At 60.9% G+C, this 16,621-nt stretch carries 13 protein-coding genes; 10 read left to right on the top strand and 3 right to left on the bottom strand.

Annotated elements, in window-relative coordinates; all coding sequences use genetic code 11:
- Positions 1-181 precede the first annotated feature (181 nt).
- The 7 genes from pstC (at position 182) to rodA (ending at position 7,402) form a co-directional block, all read left to right on the top strand.
- Positions 182-1,243, top strand: coding sequence for a phosphate ABC transporter permease subunit PstC (pstC, locus tag BLW03_RS05615; RefSeq protein WP_074652732.1), 1,062 nt, complete (start codon positions 182-184; stop codon positions 1,241-1,243).
- Between the two features lie 2 nt (positions 1,244-1,245).
- Positions 1,246-2,151, top strand: coding sequence for a phosphate ABC transporter permease PstA (gene pstA, locus BLW03_RS05610; RefSeq protein WP_074652731.1), 906 nt, complete (start codon positions 1,246-1,248; stop codon positions 2,149-2,151).
- Positions 2,151-2,909 (top strand): phosphate ABC transporter ATP-binding protein PstB, encoded by a 759-nt coding sequence (gene pstB, locus BLW03_RS05605; protein WP_074652730.1) that lies wholly within the window; start codon positions 2,151-2,153, stop codon positions 2,907-2,909. The genes pstA and pstB overlap by 1 nt, the downstream gene beginning before the upstream one ends.
- Positions 2,906-3,601 (top strand): phosphate signaling complex protein PhoU, encoded by a 696-nt coding sequence (gene phoU, locus BLW03_RS05600; RefSeq protein WP_074652729.1) that lies wholly within the window; start codon positions 2,906-2,908, stop codon positions 3,599-3,601. The genes pstB and phoU overlap by 4 nt, the downstream gene beginning before the upstream one ends.
- A gap of 154 nt (positions 3,602-3,755) precedes the next feature.
- Positions 3,756-4,031, top strand: coding sequence for a 30S ribosomal protein S20 (gene rpsT, locus BLW03_RS05595; protein ID WP_074652728.1), 276 nt, complete (start codon positions 3,756-3,758; stop codon positions 4,029-4,031).
- Positions 4,032-4,145: 114 nt separating this feature from the next.
- Complete coding sequence (gene mrdA, locus BLW03_RS05590; protein ID WP_074652727.1) at positions 4,146-6,179, top strand: penicillin-binding protein 2; 2,034 nt, start codon at positions 4,146-4,148, stop codon at positions 6,177-6,179.
- Between the two features lie 119 nt (positions 6,180-6,298).
- Positions 6,299-7,402, top strand: a complete 1,104-nt coding sequence (rodA, locus tag BLW03_RS05585; protein WP_074652726.1) for a rod shape-determining protein RodA — start codon at positions 6,299-6,301, stop codon at positions 7,400-7,402.
- Here rodA and BLW03_RS05580 read toward each other — a convergent pair.
- Positions 7,399-8,421, bottom strand: a complete 1,023-nt coding sequence (locus BLW03_RS05580; RefSeq protein ID WP_074652725.1) for an LLM class flavin-dependent oxidoreductase — start codon at positions 8,419-8,421, stop codon at positions 7,399-7,401. The two genes, rodA and BLW03_RS05580, sit on opposite strands and share 4 nt — an antisense overlap.
- Before the next feature lie 593 nt (positions 8,422-9,014).
- Between BLW03_RS05580 and BLW03_RS05575 the strand changes: the two genes are divergently transcribed.
- The 3 genes from BLW03_RS05575 (at position 9,015) to ampH (ending at position 15,564) form a co-directional block, all read left to right on the top strand.
- Positions 9,015-12,701 (top strand): Rne/Rng family ribonuclease, encoded by a 3,687-nt coding sequence (locus tag BLW03_RS05575; RefSeq protein ID WP_074652724.1) that lies wholly within the window; start codon positions 9,015-9,017, stop codon positions 12,699-12,701.
- A 186-nt stretch (positions 12,702-12,887) separates the two neighbouring features.
- On the top strand, positions 12,888-13,877 hold the full coding sequence (locus tag BLW03_RS05570; protein ID WP_074652723.1) for an outer membrane beta-barrel protein: 990 nt from the start codon (positions 12,888-12,890) through the stop codon (positions 13,875-13,877).
- Between the two features lie 181 nt (positions 13,878-14,058).
- Positions 14,059-15,564, top strand: a complete 1,506-nt coding sequence (gene ampH, locus BLW03_RS05565) for a D-alanyl-D-alanine-carboxypeptidase/endopeptidase AmpH (RefSeq protein WP_139285113.1) — start codon at positions 14,059-14,061, stop codon at positions 15,562-15,564.
- A gap of 91 nt (positions 15,565-15,655) precedes the next feature.
- Here ampH and rfbC read toward each other — a convergent pair whose 3' ends face one another.
- Together rfbC and BLW03_RS05555 are read right to left on the bottom strand one after the other, a co-directional pair.
- Positions 15,656-16,210, bottom strand: a complete 555-nt coding sequence (gene rfbC / locus BLW03_RS05560; protein ID WP_074652721.1) for a dTDP-4-dehydrorhamnose 3,5-epimerase — start codon at positions 16,208-16,210, stop codon at positions 15,656-15,658.
- 9 nt (positions 16,211-16,219) lie between these two features.
- Positions 16,220-16,594 (bottom strand): hypothetical protein, encoded by a 375-nt coding sequence (locus BLW03_RS05555; protein WP_074652720.1) that lies wholly within the window; start codon positions 16,592-16,594, stop codon positions 16,220-16,222.
- Positions 16,595-16,621 lie beyond the last annotated feature (27 nt).

Below are 16,621 nucleotides of genomic sequence, written 5' to 3'. Positions count from 1 at the left end.
GCGCACACGCGAATTGTGCGCAGGCCTTTTGTCTTACCGCCGCATCATGTGCGCTGAAATGGCATCGAATTCACAAAGCATTCACAATTGGCTCGCCGCGCGTTCACACGCTCCAAAGTAAGCTGAATTAGTTTCCGTCAGAGAATCAAGTAATCGCGTTACCAACTTCTTCCGACTCCCAATGGCTGACCAGACCACGACTGAACTTTCGCCCGCCATGCCACCGCCGATGGTGACCTTGCCCGTCCGCGCACCGCATGCGCCTGCCGCAGAGATCACGCCGGTACCCTCCAGCATCCGCACCTTCCTAGCCAGCCGCGGCAACAACCGTGCCTCTGATGGTTTCTTCGGTGGCCTGATGCTCGCCTGCGCCCTGAGCATCATCGCAATTGTGCTGCTGATCGTTTGGGTGCTGGTCATGAATTCCCGGCTTTCGCTGCACGCGTTCGGCCTCGGCTTCTTTGTGCATACCGCGTGGAATCCGGTGGTGGGTGACTTTGGCGCTTTGCCGTTTATCTTCGGAACGCTCGTCACATCGTTCCTGGCACTGTGCATCGCTGTGCCGCTGGCGCTCTGCGTCGCAATCTTCATCATGGAGATCTGCCCCAAGCCGTTGCGTGGGACTGTCGCTTTCCTGACGGAGTTGCTGGCTGCAATCCCGTCCGTTGTTTATGGTCTCTGGGCGATCTTTGTTCTTGTGCCTATCGTGCGCGATCAGCTGGGACCGTTCCTCAGCAAGTACTTCGGTTGGACCGGCCTGTTCTCCGGATCAAACTTTGGTGAAGGCATTCTGACCGGCAGCATCATCCTGTCGATCATGATTCTTCCGGTCATTTCGTCGATCACGCGCGAGGTGATGAGCGCTGTGCCCATCAGTCAGAAAGAGGGTGTTCTTGCCCTCGGCGCGACACGTTGGGAGATGGTCCGTATCGCCGTTCTCCGGAATGCACGCATCGGTATCGTCGGAGGCATCATCCTCGGTCTTGGCCGTGCTCTGGGCGAGACGATGGCCGTGACCATGGTCATCGGCAACAACCCGCAGATCTCGAAGAGCCTGTTCGCGCCGGGTTACACACTTGCCAGCGTTATTGCGAATGAGTTCACCGAGGCCACCGGCGATCTGTATCTGTCGGCACTGATTGAAATTGGCCTCGCGCTCTTTCTGGTGACCATTGTGGTCAACACCATTGCACGCTTGCTGGTATGGGCCGTCACACGCAACAATGCGGCGAAGGCGCACTAAGCATGGCTGACCTGCAGATGCCCCCGGAAGTTAGCGCCGAGATTCGCCGCGCCAGTCGTGCCAACCAGGCGACGCGCACAGGAACGGACCACCTGATGACGGCGCTTGCAGTTGGCGGCACGATCGTCGTGCTTGTGCCTCTGGTTGCCATCCTGGTGTACCTGGTTTACAAGGGTGCCAGTTCGCTGAACTGGGCATTCTTTACCCAGACGCCGAAGCCCGTGGGAGAGAAGGGCGGTGGCATGGCCAATTCCATCCTCGGGTCCGCCGTTGTGCTTTCGCTTGCGAGTCTGCTGGGCATCCCGGTGGGTATCGCCGGCGGCGTCTACCTGGCCGAGTATGGTGCGGGCAAGTGGCTGGGCAACGTCATCCGTTTCGTTGCCGATGTTCTGAATGGCGTGCCGTCCATTGTGATGGGCATCGCCGGTTATGCACTTGTGGTCGTTCACCAGCATCACTTCTCCGCGCTTGCGGGCGGCGTTACGCTGGCCATCATGATGGTGCCAACCGTCACGCGCACCACGGAAGAGATGCTGCTGACGGTGCCGAACGCCATCCGCGAAGCAGCGTACGGGCTCGGTGTACCGCGCTGGCGCACCGTGATGTCTATTAGCCTGCGGACTGCAGCGCCCGGCATTATCACCGGCTGCATGCTCGCCTTTGCCCGGGTTGCGGGTGAGACGGCGCCGCTGCTGTTCACGGCTTTCGGCAGCCAATTCTGGTCGAAGAGTCTGAATCAGCCAATCGCTGCTCTGCCGCTGCAGATTTTCAATTACGCGCTTTCGCCGTACGACGAATGGCACCGCCTGGCGTGGGCTGGAGCGCTTGTCCTGATCACCATGATCATGGTTTCTGTCGGCCTGGTTCGCTACGTGACGTCACGTGGCCAACTCAAGGGAGGAAGTTAGTGGGACTCGCAATTGGCGTTGAAAACCTCAACGCGTGGTACGGACCGACACATACATTGAAGGACGTGAACCTTCAGATTCCCGCCAATCACGCGACCGCGTTGATCGGCCCGTCGGGCTGCGGCAAATCGACTTTTGTTCGCTGCCTGAATCGCATGCATGAGACGAACCCCTCGGCTCGCGTTGAGGGCACCGTCATGATGGGCGACACGGATATCTATAAGGATGCTTCGCCGGTTGAGATTCGCCGTCGCGTCGGTATGGTCTTCCAGCGGCCAAACCCGTTTCCGACCATGTCGATTTACGACAATGTCGTTAGCGGCCTGAAGTTGAACGGCTTCCGCAAGAAGGCGGTCATGGATGAAGTCGTTGAGCGGAGCCTGAAGCAGGCGGCCCTGTGGGATGAGGTCAAGGACGATCTGCGGAAGAAGTCCGGAGCCAGCCTCTCCGGCGGTCAACAGCAGCGTCTATGCATTGCGCGCGCGCTCGCCGTTGATCCCGAAGTGCTGCTGATGGATGAGCCTGCGAGTGCGCTCGATCCCGTCTCCACTTCAAAGATTGAGGACTTGATCTTTCAGTTGAAGAACCAGTACACGATTGTCATCGTGACACACAATATGCAGCAGGCTGCGCGTGTTGCAGAGAACACTGGCTTCTTCCTGATGGGTAAGCTCGTTGAATTCGACAAAACTCACAAGATTTTCACGAACCCATCTGACAAGCGGACCGAGGATTACATCACGGGAAGGTTTGGATGACACGGATCAATTTCCAACACAAGCTGGATGAGCTGCGTGAGCGGCTCCTGGTGATGGCCGGACTGGTGGAGCAGGCGATTGACCGGGCGATCGAAGCCTACGACAATCGCGACGCTGGCCTGTGCGACCTGGTCCTGATGGCAGAGCCTGCCATTGACCGCACCGAGCGAGAGATCGATCAGCTTGCATTGGATATCCTGGCGATGGAGCAGCCGACCGCGGTCGACCTGCGCTTTATCCTCGCCGTCATTCGAATCAACGCGGACTTGGAACGTGTGGGCGACCAGGCGGTTAACATCACCGGCCGGGTCAAGGAACTGCTTACCATTCCCGAAGCTGAACTGCCCATCGACATTCCAAAGATCGCGGAGATCGCGTCTACGATGGTTCGCATGGCGATCAAGGCATTCATCGACCACGACGAGGCGGCGTCGAACGAAGTGCTGCTGATGGATGATGAAGTTGACAAGCTGAACCACGATGCCTTCCACACGCTGGGCGAACTGATCAAGGTGAAGCCCGACGTCACGCAGCAGGCTCTGAATGCACTCGTCATCTCACGCAACCTGGAGCGCGTGGGCGACCACGCGACAAATATTGCGGAAGACGTGATCTTCTGGGTTAGCGGAGCGGATGTGCGCCACCATGCGAGCTCAATGACATCGCTCCCGGAACAGATTTCAGAGGCATAGAGCGCGGAACCTGTTGCGCTGGCGGCGAAAATCGCCTATGCTTAGAGGGTTGAAGTGATCCCGGCATAGTTCCGCCCGGGCCCTCCGCATCGCGCTGTTTTCGGGCGCGCACCCAAGATTCGGCCCCCGGGCCAACTGAAGAGAAGAGAATTCGATGGCAAATCATGTTTCGTCGCTGAAGCGTTCCAAGCAGACCCTTGCGAAGACGGCCGTAAATCGCTCCAACAAGAGCAAGCTGCGTGGCACCCTGCGCCTGATGCGCGAAGCCCTCGTCAAGGGCGACGTGAAGGCTGCTGCAGAGCAGTACCGCACAACCGCTTCCATCTTGGACAAGAGCGTTCAGAAGGGCGTGCTGCACGACAACACTGCATCGCGTTACAAGAGCCGTCTGAATGCACGCGTCAAGGCGCTGGCAACCAAGGCTGCCTAAGCGACTCTTTTCCTGTTTATGAAAGGCGCGGACTTCGGTCCGCGCCTTTCTGCGTCCGGTCCCATACCTCGCACTTAATTCAATGGGATACTACGTGTGAGAGCAGCGCCGCCCATGCTTCCCAACGAACAAGAGAATCTGATCAGCCGCGATGGCAAGATTTCGGCGACAAAGCTGGCTGCCGCGCAGTACGTCATCACGGCTGTCCTGGTGGTACTGGTCATCGGACTTTGGCGATTGCAGGTTCTGGGTGCGGCGAACTATCGCCTGCTGGCCGAGGCGAACCGTGTGCGCAAGGTGCCGATCCTGGCGCCGCGTGGTCGCCTATTTGATCGCGAGGGCCGGCTGCTGGTGGACAACTACTCTTCGGTCACCTGCTTTCTCCTGCGGGAACAACTGCGTGATGCCGACCTGCCACTGATCGCGGAAGGCCTGCACATCCCGATGGAGGCCCTGGAATACACGATCCATCATTACCAGTACGCTCCCAAATACCAGCCCATTCCGCTGAAGCAGGACATCACACCCGACGAGCAGGCTTTCATCGAGGCCCACCGGAACGAACTGCCTGAGCTGGACACGCTGGAAGAGCAGCGCCGACTGTACCCCCGTGACGGATTTGCGGCTCACCTGATCGGCTACGTTGGCGAGATCAGCGAAAACGACCTTAAGAATCCGAAGTACGACTTCTACGAACCGGGCGACGTCGTCGGCAAGTCTGGCGTGGAAGAGACCTACGACGCAGTCCTGCGCGGCAAAGACGGCTCGCGCGACGTCATCGTAAATAGTCATGGCCGTGAGCTGGGCCGGTTGGGCGAGGAGCTGGCAGTGCCTGGCAAGGACCTGAAGCTGACCATCGACCTCGATATCCAGATGGCTGCGGAGAAGGTGCTCGGCGACAAGAATGGCGCCATCGTCGCCATGGATCCGCACACCGGCGAGATTCTCGCCATGGTGTCGCGTCCGACGTTCGATCCCAACCAGTTCGCGGTCCGCCTCACGCGCAGTTACTGGAACACTATCGTCACGGACCCGAATCATCCGCTGATGAACAAGGCGATCCAGGCGCAGCTTGCCCCCGGTTCTACCTTTAAAGTTGTGATGACCTATGCTGGCCTGCAGGAGAACGCCGCGCAGGATCTTCGTGTGGTCTGTAATGGCGGAGCGACCTTCTACGGCCACTTCTTCGGCTGTGATCGCCACCATGGCCTGGTGGACATTCGCAACGCTCTGCCATACTCCTGCGACACCTTTTACTACACCCTGGCGAACAAGCTCGGCATCGATGCCATTGCAAAGTACGGGCATGAGGTCGGCATCGGCCAGAGGACAGGCATTGACCTGCCGAGCGAGGCGACGGGCATTATGCCTTCGCCCCAGTGGAAGTTGAAGGCGCAACGCGACAAGTGGTACGCAGGCGAAACCATCTCTGTCGGCATCGGCCAGGGCGCTGTGCAGGCAAGCCCGATGCAGCTTGCGCGCGCGCTCAGCGGCATCGCCTCCGGTGGTGTGTTCGTGCGGCCGCACACCTTGATCGCAGACCAGATTCCTGCCGAAATGCAGCAGCAAATCGAGGAGATGTATCCGGGCAGCGGCAAGAAGACGGTGAACATGTCGCCGGAGAACTGGCAGATCATCACGGACAACATGGCGAACGTGACGCAGGGCATAGGCACGGCCGCGGAAGCACATCTTGAAGGCATCGACTTCGCCGGCAAGACGGGTACTGCCGACGTCGTCAGCGGGCGCAAGAAGGGAACAGCCGATAAGGCCACGCTACCCAACGCATGGTTCGTCGGCATGACGCCGCGCCGCAACCCCGACATCGTTGTGGCGGTTCTGTGGGAGCACGGCTACTGGGGCAACAACTCGGCGAAGCTCGCCGCACAGGTGATCTCGGCGTACGTCGACAAGCAGCGTAAACGCGCCGGTAACCTGCGGCAGGAAATTGCTGAGACGCCGAAGCCGGTCGACACGCCCGCAGCGAGCGAAACGAAGCCAACCCCGTCGGCATCGGTACCCGCCACAAAATCCGATATTGCAAAGCCTGCAGTGGCCGCCGCCCCAAAGCCAAAGCAGCCGGAAGGGCCAAAGCCTGTCGCCCGTCTGGCGCCCGCCGCCGCGCAGGAACCCATCCGGACACCCTAGAGGCGGTGTCCCATGTCTCGCATCTGACATGGGATCCTGCCGCAATCGACTTACCTGCAGCACGAACCCAAGTCTCAGAATCGAGACGTGGGGCACCCTTATACTGACCACAGCCGCACATGACCCGATTCTCTTCGTATCGCGACTTTGACTGGACGCTGCTGACCTTCGTGCTGCTGATGTCCACCATCAGCGTTCTGGAGATTTATTCGGCTACGCTTCATACCAAGTTCCACGGCTTCCACACGAAGCAGCTTACGTTCCTGGCCATCGGCATTCCGCTGATGTTCATCATCTCGCTCATCGACTATCACCGGCTCATTGAGATTGCGCATTGGGCCTACGGTGTCAGCATCGTGTCCCTGTTAGCGGTGTTACTCGTCGGCAAAAAAGTGCTGGGAGCAAGACGCTGGATCGGCCTGCCCGGCGGAACCCACTTTCAGCCATCTGAGTGGATCAAGCTGGTGCTGATCGTCGCCTCGGCGCGTTTCTTTTGGGGCCTGGCAAACAAAGAGGAATTGGAGTGGAAGGACATCGGCAAGGCCTTTCTGCTGATCGGCCTGCCCATGCTGATGGTGCTGAAGCAGCCCGACCTGGGAACTGCGCTGACCTACTCGCCCGTGCTGCTGGTCGGCCTGTTCCTGGGCGGCATCTCCTGGCGCAAGGCTCTGATTCTTGCCGTTACCGGCCTGGTACTGATCGTGGGTATCTGGAAGAGCGGCAAGGTGCTGAAGCCATATCAGAAAGCGCGGCTCACCAGTTTCCAGCATCCAGAGGATGACCCCAAGGGTTCCGGTTATCAGGTGCGCCAGTCCCTCATCGCCGTCGGCTCCGGCGGCATCTGGGGCAAGGGCGCCGCCAAGGGAACGCAGACCCAGGGTGACTTCCTCCCCATTCCTTATACCGACTTCATCTTCGCCGCCCTCTGCGAGGAGCATGGTTTCGTTGGCGCGGCGCTTGTCCTCATCCTTTACTTCCTCATCCTGATCCGTCTGGTTCAGAATGCGCAGACGGCGAGCGATCCCCCTGGCACGCTGCTCGTGATGGGCGTTGCTGGCGTCATGCTCTTCCAAATAGCGGTCAATATCGGCATGGTGGTCGGCATCATGCCGGTCACCGGCATCCCGCTGCCGCTGCTCAGCTACGGCGGATCGTCCGTGCTGTTTTCGTTCCTGGCGCTCGGCATCGTGATGAACGTGCGCATGCGCCGCTTTGTGAACTAGCGCCAGCCAAGCGCCGGCGCCACCGTCGTCATGATCGATTCCAGGACGTGCGCGTTGTACTCGACTCCCAGTTGATTGGGCACGGTCAGCAGCAGCGTGTCGGCCTCTGCGATCGCCTCATCCTGCCTCAGTTGCTTCACGAGCAACTCCGGCTCAGCCGCGTAGCCTCGTCCAAAGATGGCGCGGAAACCCGGGCCGAGGAAGCCGATCTTATCCTCTTCCTGTGCGGTGCCGCCGAAGTAAGCGCGATCAAGATCGGTGGTCAGCGCAAAGATGCTGCGACTGACCGAAACGCGCGGAACGCGGGTATGACCCGCCTCCTTCCAGGCTGCCCGAAAGGCCCGGATCTGGCCGGCCTGCTGGATGTGGAACGGCTCTCCGGTCTCATCCGTCTTCAGTGTCGAGCTCTGCAGGTTCATGCCATGCTTCGCAGCCCAGACTGCCGTCGCATTTGAGGCAGCACCCCACCAGATGCGCTCCCGCAGACCCTCGGAGAAGGGTTCCAGCCGTAAGAGCCCGGGAGGGTTCGCGAACATGGGCCGAGGATTGGGCTGGCCAAAGCCTTTCCCGCCAAGAAGTCCGAGATATTGTTCAGCATGACGCCGGCCCATCGCGGCATCGTCTTCGCCCGCCGACGGGGTGTAGCCAAAGTGACGAAAGCCGTCGATGACCTGCTCCGGCGATCCGCGGCTGATGCCCAATTGCAGGCGCCCACCTGAGATCAGGTCTGCCGCGGACGATTCCTCCGCCATGTAATGCGGGTTCTCGTAGCGCATATCGATCACGCCGGTCCCGATCTCGATCGTCTTCGTCCGTGCGCCGACCGCAGCCAGGAGAGGGAAGGGGGACGATAGCTGCCGCGCGAAGTGGTGGACGCGGAAGTACGCGCCGTCCACACCGAGGCGCTCGGCCTCCACGGCCAGGTCGATCGACTGCAGCAGGACATCGGCGGCGGACCGTGTCTGCGATTGTTGCGACGGTGTCCAGTGGCCGAAGGAGAGGAACCCGATCTTCTTCATGGGGATTAGATTCGGTCGGGCACAGAAGGGCGCGCTGTGCGGAGGACGGTCCCGGTGCATGCGTCGAACAACCTCAGCGGTGCACAACTAGCCAATCGCCCCACGCATGATGCACAATAACCTCAGTTTCACAGATCCCATGCAGGCGCGTTCGCCGCACCGGGATTTGGCAATTAGCCGCTCAAGACGTGCGCGCAGGTCGCCGGGGCGGTACACAAAAGGTTTAGGTTCAACGAATTACAGTCGCCGGCAAGGGGCCCAAGGGTCAGCCGCGGCTGGGTAAAGATCTGAGAAAGCAAGTCCTGAGCCGGACGGCAAACGGCCCCGCCTCCCCATCTACGGGCGGCAAGAGTGGTCACAAAGCCGGCAGGGACTTTGGTGAGGCAGCAATGCAGTACCTGACGCATCAAGGCAAACAGCCACCCGGTGGGCGCATTGCGCCGGCCGGGCCTCGGCTATTTGCGGTGCGCTCTCGTACACTCTCCGCTTCAGACCCCACCCATCCGCGGAGAACGGTTTCGCGCTAACCCAATAGCGCGGTACCGGTCCTGATTCGAAAGTCCCCTCATCCGACGACGGAAGAGGCAGGACACATGTCGAAGGAAATTTACATCTCCACAACGCCGCATGAGACGCGGCTGGCCATCGTCGAAGACGAACAACTGGCAGAGATCTACTACGAACGCGAGAATGAGTACACGCTCGCAGGCTCCATCTATAACGGCAAAGTGACGCGCGTGCTCCCCGGCATGCAGTCGAGCTTTGTAGACATCGGCCTCGAGCGCGATGCTTTCCTCTACGTCACCGACTTCATGGAAGAGGCGGGAGACTCCGCCGACTTTGAATCCGCCGACGGCGGTCACCGTAAGCAGCAGGCAGCACCGCGCGAGCAGGGCGAAGCAGGTTCCCGCGAAGGTAGTCAGCAGCGCGAGGGTGGTCAGCGCGAAGGCGGACGCGAACGTGGCGGCCGGGGCCGTCGCGATCGCAACGACCGTGATCGTGGCGGAGACCGCAGCGAACGCCGTCCCGCAGCCGAAGCAACGCCTCCCGAGACCGAAAGCACCGTCTCGTTTGACGAACCGATCGCACCCGCACCGAGCGAAGCTGTTGGCAGTGTGGACCAGACGGGCGAGGGCGGCAGCCGCCGCTGGCGCGGTCGTCGTGGCCGCCGCCGTGGCCGTGGCGCCCGCGAAGATCGTCCGCAGACCGTAGCTTCCGAGACCGGTACAGCGCCGGATGTCACGTTGGAAGGCGGCTACGACGAAGAGGAAAATATCGTCTCCGGCATCGACGCCGAGAGCAACATTGAAATCGATCTGAGCGCATTACCCGCCATACCAGCTGGACGCGAGGACCGCGGCAAGCGCGGTCGGAACCGCCGTGGCGGACGTGACCGCGGCGAGCGCGGAGGCGATCGTGGAGATCGTCCAAGCGTCCGCGAGACGGCGCGCCCGGACGACGCACCTCTCTACGACAACAGCTACGCCGGTTACGACGCTCCTGAGGACTTCTCCGAACCGACAGGCGAGCCCATCATCCTTCCAGGCGAATCGCTTCGTAAGTACCGCGATCCTGCTGAGGTCGCCGCCGAAGAAGAAGAGGCACGCCGCAACGCTCCCGTTGCGCGTGAGGTTCTGACTGTATCTGTTCCATCCATTGAAATTGTGGGCTGGGATGGCGGGGCCGTTCTGCCAGGTGAGACGATCCGTCCGCGTGGGAACTCCGGCGGTAGCAACTCCGGCAGTGAACGTCCTGCCCGCGAAGACCGTGGCCGTGGCGATCGCGGAGGCCGGGATGACCGTGGTGGACGCAGCGATCGCGGTGGCCGAAACGACCGTGGTCTCCGCGAAGATCGTCCACGCGCCGAAGCGCAGATCTACGTTGCGCCCCCTGCAGTGGAACCGACGCCGGCCACTCCACTCGTAACAGACGAAGAGATCAATTCCGAAGCGACCGCTGACCTCGGCGCGCTGCCCGGAGACGTGATCGCCGCCGAGGCACCTGCAGCAGAGTTCGCAGGGGCTCCCGCCGAGTCGACCCGCACCTCTTCGGAGTCAGTTACGGGAGACGCGTCTGCGGTCGAGCTTGGTCTGGAGCCGGAAGCTGCGGTCAAACAGGAACCCACTCCGGAGCCTACGGAGTTCGAACCCACCGAAGGTGCCAGCGCCAGCATCAGTGACGCTGCGGCCCGCCGCGACCTGCGCTTCTTCGGACGCGAAATCCTCGGCTCCAAGGCGGAGGAGCCGGCCGTCGAGCCTGAGATCTCCGTCGAGGCAGAGGCTGCCATTGAGGCAGCATTACCCGACCAGACGATTGAAGCCGCGCCTGAAGCGGAACAGGAAGCGGCTGAGCCGGACGCCACCATCTATGACCTGAACGCCGCTGCTGAGCCAGCAGGCGAATCGGACTTCACCACGTTGCAGGCGAGCGGAGAGATGCTCTCTATCGATACCGTGAACACGGTCGAAGAGCAGGGATTCCCGCCGATCGCGTCGCAGGATGAGACGGAACCGGCGAACCCCGTTGCCAATGAGGGCGCGGTCCAGTCCGTCACGCTGGCGGAAGCCGAGACCACCCCGCAGCCTGTCTTCGAAGCAGATGAGTTGACCGAAAACGGAGGCGCCGAGATTCATGCCTACGGCGACGGCGACTTCGAAGAAGAAGAGATCGACGGGGACGAGTACGAGTACGACGCCTCAGCCACCGGAGCAGACGACGCCGAGAGTGAAGAGTACGAAGAGGAGACGCTGGAAGGTACAGCCGACCTCGGATCCATGCTGCACGAGATGACGCTCGACAGCCAGACGGGCGTGGACGAAGAGGACGAGGATGACTCGGAGGAGTCCGACGCAAGCGGCGGCTTTACCGAAGCTGACTTTGGCGGTGCTGAGGAAGATGAAGATGCACCCGCAAGCGAGTCGACCAATTCCAACGGCGACGGTCGTCCCGGCCGCGCCGAGCGCAATCGCCGCGGTGGCAACAACAACGCAGGCGGCGGACGTGACCGTCGCGGAGGCCGCAACAGCGGAGGCGATCGTGGCCGTGGCCGCGGGCGTCAGTCCATGCAGACCACTGACCTGCCGGCCATCAACGAACTGTTGAAGCCTGGCCAAGAAATCCTGGTGCAGATTGCGAAGGAGCCCATCGCCAAGAAGGGTGCCCGCATCACCTCGCACATCGCGCTGCCGGGACGCTTTCTGGTCTTTATGCCGACGGTCAACCACACCGGCGTCTCGCGCAAGATCTCGTCGGACGAGGAGCGTCGCCGTCTTAAGTCGATTCTCCTCTCTGAGAAGGGCGACGCGCAGGGCGGATTCATCGTTCGCACGGCTGCCGACGGTGCCAGCGAAGAGGAGCTTCGCAACGATCTCCGCTTCCTGATCCACCTTTGGAACGACATCAAGATGCGGTCGGAGTCGTCGAAGTCGCCGGCTCTGATCTATCACGATCTGTCGCTCATCGAGCGCATCCTGCGCGACCAGGTGACGGACAACTTCTCCGCCATCTGGGTCGATACCGAAGCCGAGTACGAGCGCGTCCTCCGCTTCCTGCAGCGCTTCCAGCCCTCGCTGGTTCGCCGCGTGAAGCTGTACACGAAGGAGACGCCGCTGTTCGAGCACTTTGGCGTTACTGCCGAGATCGATAAGGCGCTGAAGGCCAAGGTCTGGCTCAAGTCCGGTGGATCCATCGTGATCAACCAGACGGAAGCGCTGGTTGCCATCGACATCAACACTGGCAAGTACGTCGGCAAGACGGCACGTCTCGAGGACACCATCCTTAAGACGAATCTGGATTCGATCCCCGAGATCGTGCGCCAGATCCGTCTGCGTGACCTGGGCGGCATCATCGTTATCGACTTCATCGACATGGACGAGCGCAAAAACCGCGCGAAGGTGATGCAGGCGCTGGAAGATGCGATGCGCACTGATCGTGCACCGTCGAAGATCCTGCCATTCAACGACTTCGGCCTGGTTATCATGACGCGCAAGCGCGTGAAGCAGTCCTTGGAGCGCACGCTTTGCATGCCTGATCCTGTCACCGAAGGCACCGGAATGATTAAGTCGCCGATCACCATCGCCAACGAAATTTACGTCGAGATGAAGAAGATGCATCGCCACTTTGAGAAGGGCGATGTCATGCTCCGCGTGCACCCTGAGGTGGTGAAGACCCTGAAGGCAAACGGCGGCAAGCGTCTGCAGGAGCTGGAAGAGATGACGCGCAAGACCATCCTGGTCAAGAGTGATCCTTCGCTCAGCCCCGAGGCCTTCGACATCCATTAAGACTGAAAGCGAACGTACAGCGGACACTCGAGAGGGTGTCCGCTTTCTCTTTGGAAGTGAAAGCGCAGCCGTGGCGTGGAATGCCCGTCATCCAAATTGGCGTGGCGAGCGTCCCACAACTAAACCATTTCGTACGTGTTCTTCTTTTTGAGCAAGAACCTTGTTCGTACAGGAGCGTCCAGCATTATGACTTCCAGCATCAGCCTCACAGGCTTGCGCACTGGCCTTGCGCTTGCGGCGTTGTCCGTCACCCCCGTCATGTTCGCCGCAGCGCCCGCAGCCAACGCAGCAGCCACTACGCCGGACGCGGCAGTACCCGCGGCATCGATCTTCAGCATCCCCAACCCCACGGCGGACTTCCGCTATCAGCCGGAAGGCGTCAGCAGCAGCGACGATGCCATTGCCGTCAATGATCCGTCTTCCTCACTGGATGCTGAGCGCGACAGCCTGAGCTATGACGGTGCGCAGCCACCCCCGGGCCGCCGCCGCTCGTATGGTCGCTCGCGCTATCAGGACCGCATGCATAACGCGGACGGCTCCTCGAAGATTGCCTTCGTTGCAGGCGCCGGTATGAACGTGCCCTCTGGCAACACGGCAAGGTACTACACACCGCACTTCGCGCTCGATGTGGGCGCTGGACTGAATTTCAGCAAGACCTTTGGCATCCTCGCCGAGTTCTCCTATCAGCGCATGGGCCTGACCGGCGGCGCCATCGACACGGACTACACCAATACCTACAACTACTTCGTGAACCAGGGCAACAATCCGTCGGACGTATCGAGCTACCTCGCCGGCTTCGACGCGAATGCGCACATCTTCGGCATCAGCGTGAATCCCATCGTGAACCTCGTAGGTCAGGGCAAGGTCGGCGCATATGTCACGGGCGGCGTTGGCTACTATCACAAGACGACCAACTTCACCCTGCCTCAGCTCACGCAGAATATTTACGGTGGCGTTGGCTACGTGAACTCAACCTTCGATAGTTACGGCGCAGGCGGGATCGGCTACAACGGCGGTGTCGGTCTCACCTACAAGCTCTCGGAGTTCAGCAGCGAGCGCCTCTTCCTTGAGGCACGCTATCAGTGGGTGGATCTCGGCAAGACGAACAATGACTTCTTCGCCTACAACAAGCGCAACACGGGCACCATCCCGATCACGGTCGGTGTCCGCTTCTAAGGAACGTTCGATGAAGCAGGGGGCCGGGCCAAGCGCCCGGCCTTTTGCTGTTTTACACGGAGCATCTGGAACGGTTCCCCCCTGCACAGCATTGCCGGCGCCCGGACGCATCACACTGCCCTAAGGTAAGAAGTGAAACCGCCGGCGCCGAACGTCAGCCTGCGCACCCCTAGGAGTTCTGTTGCACTTTCGCCGTAGCGTTGCCGCCTGTCTTGCCCTTACCGCCACCGCCATTGCCACCACGGGCTGCCATCGGAAGTCGAAAGACGCTGCCACCCCCGTTCAGAAATCGATGGCGCGCGCCAGCAAGGTTGAGAAGCCTGCACCGCCTCTGGGACCACCGATGGACTCCGCCGGTGTCATGGCTGAGAACATCTTCCGTCGCACCGCATCGACCGGCATGGTCGCGGTTGTCGTACGCGGCGATGAGGTCTGGATGTCGGGCTATGGGCGCGTTGCGCCGGGATCGAATGTGACACCGCAGCCCGACTCCCTCTTCCGTCTGTGCTCCATCTCAAAGATCCTTGCGACCGATCTCCTGTCGAAGCTCATTGCGGCGAAGAGGGTCTCTTTTGACGACCCACTGCAGAAGTTCGCTCCTGCCGGTGTGACCGTCCCGACGATGACGGTCCGTGGACCCGCAGCGCGGCCCTTGAACCTGGGCGACCTGGCAACACATACCGGCGGTCTGCCACGCGAGATTGCGTATCCACCGCAAGGCGCGGCGCACTTCACCTTTCCGGACTTCCCTTATCGTTGGCAATGGCTGCCGCAGTTCCGTCTGCGCACGTCGCCGGGCGATGCGGCGCACTACTCCAACATCAGCTTCGATCTACTGGCCGATGCCATCACTTCGGCCTCAGGCGAGAGTTACCTGAAGTTCTTTCAGGAGCAGACGGCAACGCCGCTCGGCCTGACCGATACCACTCTGTCTCCCAATCAGGCACAGTGTGCGCGACTGATGGGTGGTGCACGTGAGCCGAGCGAATGCACGGATACGCAGGCTGCGGCAGGCTCCGGCGGTATGTACTCCACGGCGCACGACATGGTGAAGGTCCTCAGATATTTTCTGAACCTGCCGGGTGTTCCCGTTCACGCCAATGGCATCGCCACCGGCATGTATCTTGACCCGACAAAGCTGCACAGCGTGCAGGGGCTTGGCCATGCTGGCGTGCCGGACGGCATCGGCCTGGGATGGATCGAGATCAACAAGGAGAACGGCCCGGCGCGCATTGTGGAGAAAACCGGTGGTGGTGCTGGTTTCCAGACCTACATCGCGTTGAACCCGGCGCGTCATGCAGGTGTCTTCTTCGCGCGCACGCAGGCACGCGGTAACGGCGGTGCAAACATGTTTCGCGAAGCGAATGACATGCTGCTCGCCATGGTTGGCCTGCCACCAGTGCCCGTGGATCGGGACGATCCTGAGCGCGAGCGTACGGCGGAAGATCTGGAAGAGGCTGCCTCAACCCGAGTTGCGAGCAGAGGCGCCGCTCGCCATGGTGTGAGAGCAACGGTACCTGCTCGTTCGGCACGCTCCAGGACGAGGGCTGTCGTGCGAGCAAGAGCGGCTGCCGCACAAACGAAGGCTACGCCGACGCGCGCCAAGACAGCATCTGCTCGCACGAAAGCGACGCAAGCACGTGCAAAACGTGCGGTAGTAGCACCGATCCGTCGCAGACGTCGATAACGGGTGCCCCACGTCCCGCTTCTGAGACGTGGGTTCTTCTTCGATGTAAGTGAGTACCATCACACGTCTGAGAAGCGATGTGGCGCACCCGCTAGGGGTAGACCTCTGCGTACTGCAGCAGCAACCCGACAGCATCCTTCGCGCTCAATACCGGTCCGTCCGGACCAATCAGGTGCAGCGGCCATTCGATCCCGATGGCCGGATCGTTCCATAGCAGGGACCGCTCGTTCTCAGGAGCGTAGAACTCGCTGGCCTTGTACGCCACTTCCGCCGTGTCACTCAGCACCAGGAAGCCATGGCCAAAGCCCGGCGGAATCCAGAGCATGCGGCGTTGCTTGTCGTCGAGAATCTCGCCGACCCACTTGCCAAACGTCGGCGAGGACTTGCGGAGATCAACCGCGATGTCGAAGATCTCACCCTGCAGTGCGCGCACCAGCTTGCCCTGCGGTGTGCCGAGTTGATAGTGGATGCCGCGGAGAACGCTGCGGACAGACTTCGAATGATTGTCCTGCACAAACTTCGTGGGCAAGCCAAGCTGCTCAAAGGTGCGGTCCGAGTAGGACTCCAGAAAGAAACCGCGTTCGTCACCGAAGATCTTCGGTTCCAGTAGAACGACATCGGGAATTGCAGTGGGAATTACTTTCATAATCCTTCTCTAAGCCTTGGGGAATAGCAGGCAAGACGTTGTGCAACCGAGGGCGAGGCACAGTAGCAGGAGAACGCTCGCGCCCGCGGTCTGCTGGTGTGGCGCCTTGCGATGAGAACGTACAAGCGATGCGGCAAGCAGGAAGCCGGTGCAGGTGACCATCACAAAGCCCATCGGTGCCAGGGGGGATATCAGCAGGGACACGTCAGCGCCGACGGCACCGGATAGCATCCATGACAGACCCAACTGCATGTAATAGAGGGGACTCATGCAGTCACCCCGCATCAGCGGACCACGGCCCTCGCGCGTGATCAGGAAGCCGAGCCCGAAGTGTGTGACAATCGCCGCTAGGTATCCACCGATCACTGCTAGGAAGGGAATCATCGTCACACCCGCTATCTGGAATTGCTT

Origin of the sequence: Terriglobus roseus (genome assembly GCF_900105625.1) — a bacterium.
GTDB classification, from domain to species: domain Bacteria; phylum Acidobacteriota; class Terriglobia; order Terriglobales; family Acidobacteriaceae; genus Terriglobus; species Terriglobus roseus_B.
The sequence above is the reverse complement of the archived record's forward strand: the minus strand, read 5'-3'. Positions and strand labels throughout refer to the sequence as shown.

What these genes read in the sequence shown, in the direction of transcription:
- pstC (WP_074652732.1), top strand. Translation starts at nt 182, where the DNA reads ATGGCTGACCAGACCACGACTGAACTTTCGCCCGCCATGCCACCGCCG.
- pstA (WP_074652731.1), top strand. Translation starts at nt 1,246, where the DNA reads ATGGCTGACCTGCAGATGCCCCCGGAAGTTAGCGCCGAGATTCGCCGC.
- phoU (WP_074652729.1), top strand. Translation starts at nt 2,906, where the DNA reads ATGACACGGATCAATTTCCAACACAAGCTGGATGAGCTGCGTGAGCGG.
- rpsT (WP_074652728.1), top strand. Translation starts at nt 3,756, where the DNA reads ATGGCAAATCATGTTTCGTCGCTGAAGCGTTCCAAGCAGACCCTTGCG.
- mrdA (WP_074652727.1), top strand. Translation starts at nt 4,146, where the DNA reads ATGCTTCCCAACGAACAAGAGAATCTGATCAGCCGCGATGGCAAGATT.
- rodA (WP_074652726.1), top strand. Translation starts at nt 6,299, where the DNA reads ATGACCCGATTCTCTTCGTATCGCGACTTTGACTGGACGCTGCTGACC.
- BLW03_RS05580 (WP_074652725.1), bottom strand. Translation starts at nt 8,421, where the DNA reads ATGAAGAAGATCGGGTTCCTCTCCTTCGGCCACTGGACACCGTCGCAA.
- BLW03_RS05575 (WP_074652724.1), top strand. Translation starts at nt 9,015, where the DNA reads ATGTCGAAGGAAATTTACATCTCCACAACGCCGCATGAGACGCGGCTG.
- BLW03_RS05570 (WP_074652723.1), top strand. Translation starts at nt 12,888, where the DNA reads ATGACTTCCAGCATCAGCCTCACAGGCTTGCGCACTGGCCTTGCGCTT.
- rfbC (WP_074652721.1), bottom strand. Translation starts at nt 16,210, where the DNA reads ATGAAAGTAATTCCCACTGCAATTCCCGATGTCGTTCTACTGGAACCG.
- BLW03_RS05555 (WP_074652720.1), bottom strand. Translation starts at nt 16,594, where the DNA reads ATGATTCCCTTCCTAGCAGTGATCGGTGGATACCTAGCGGCGATTGTC.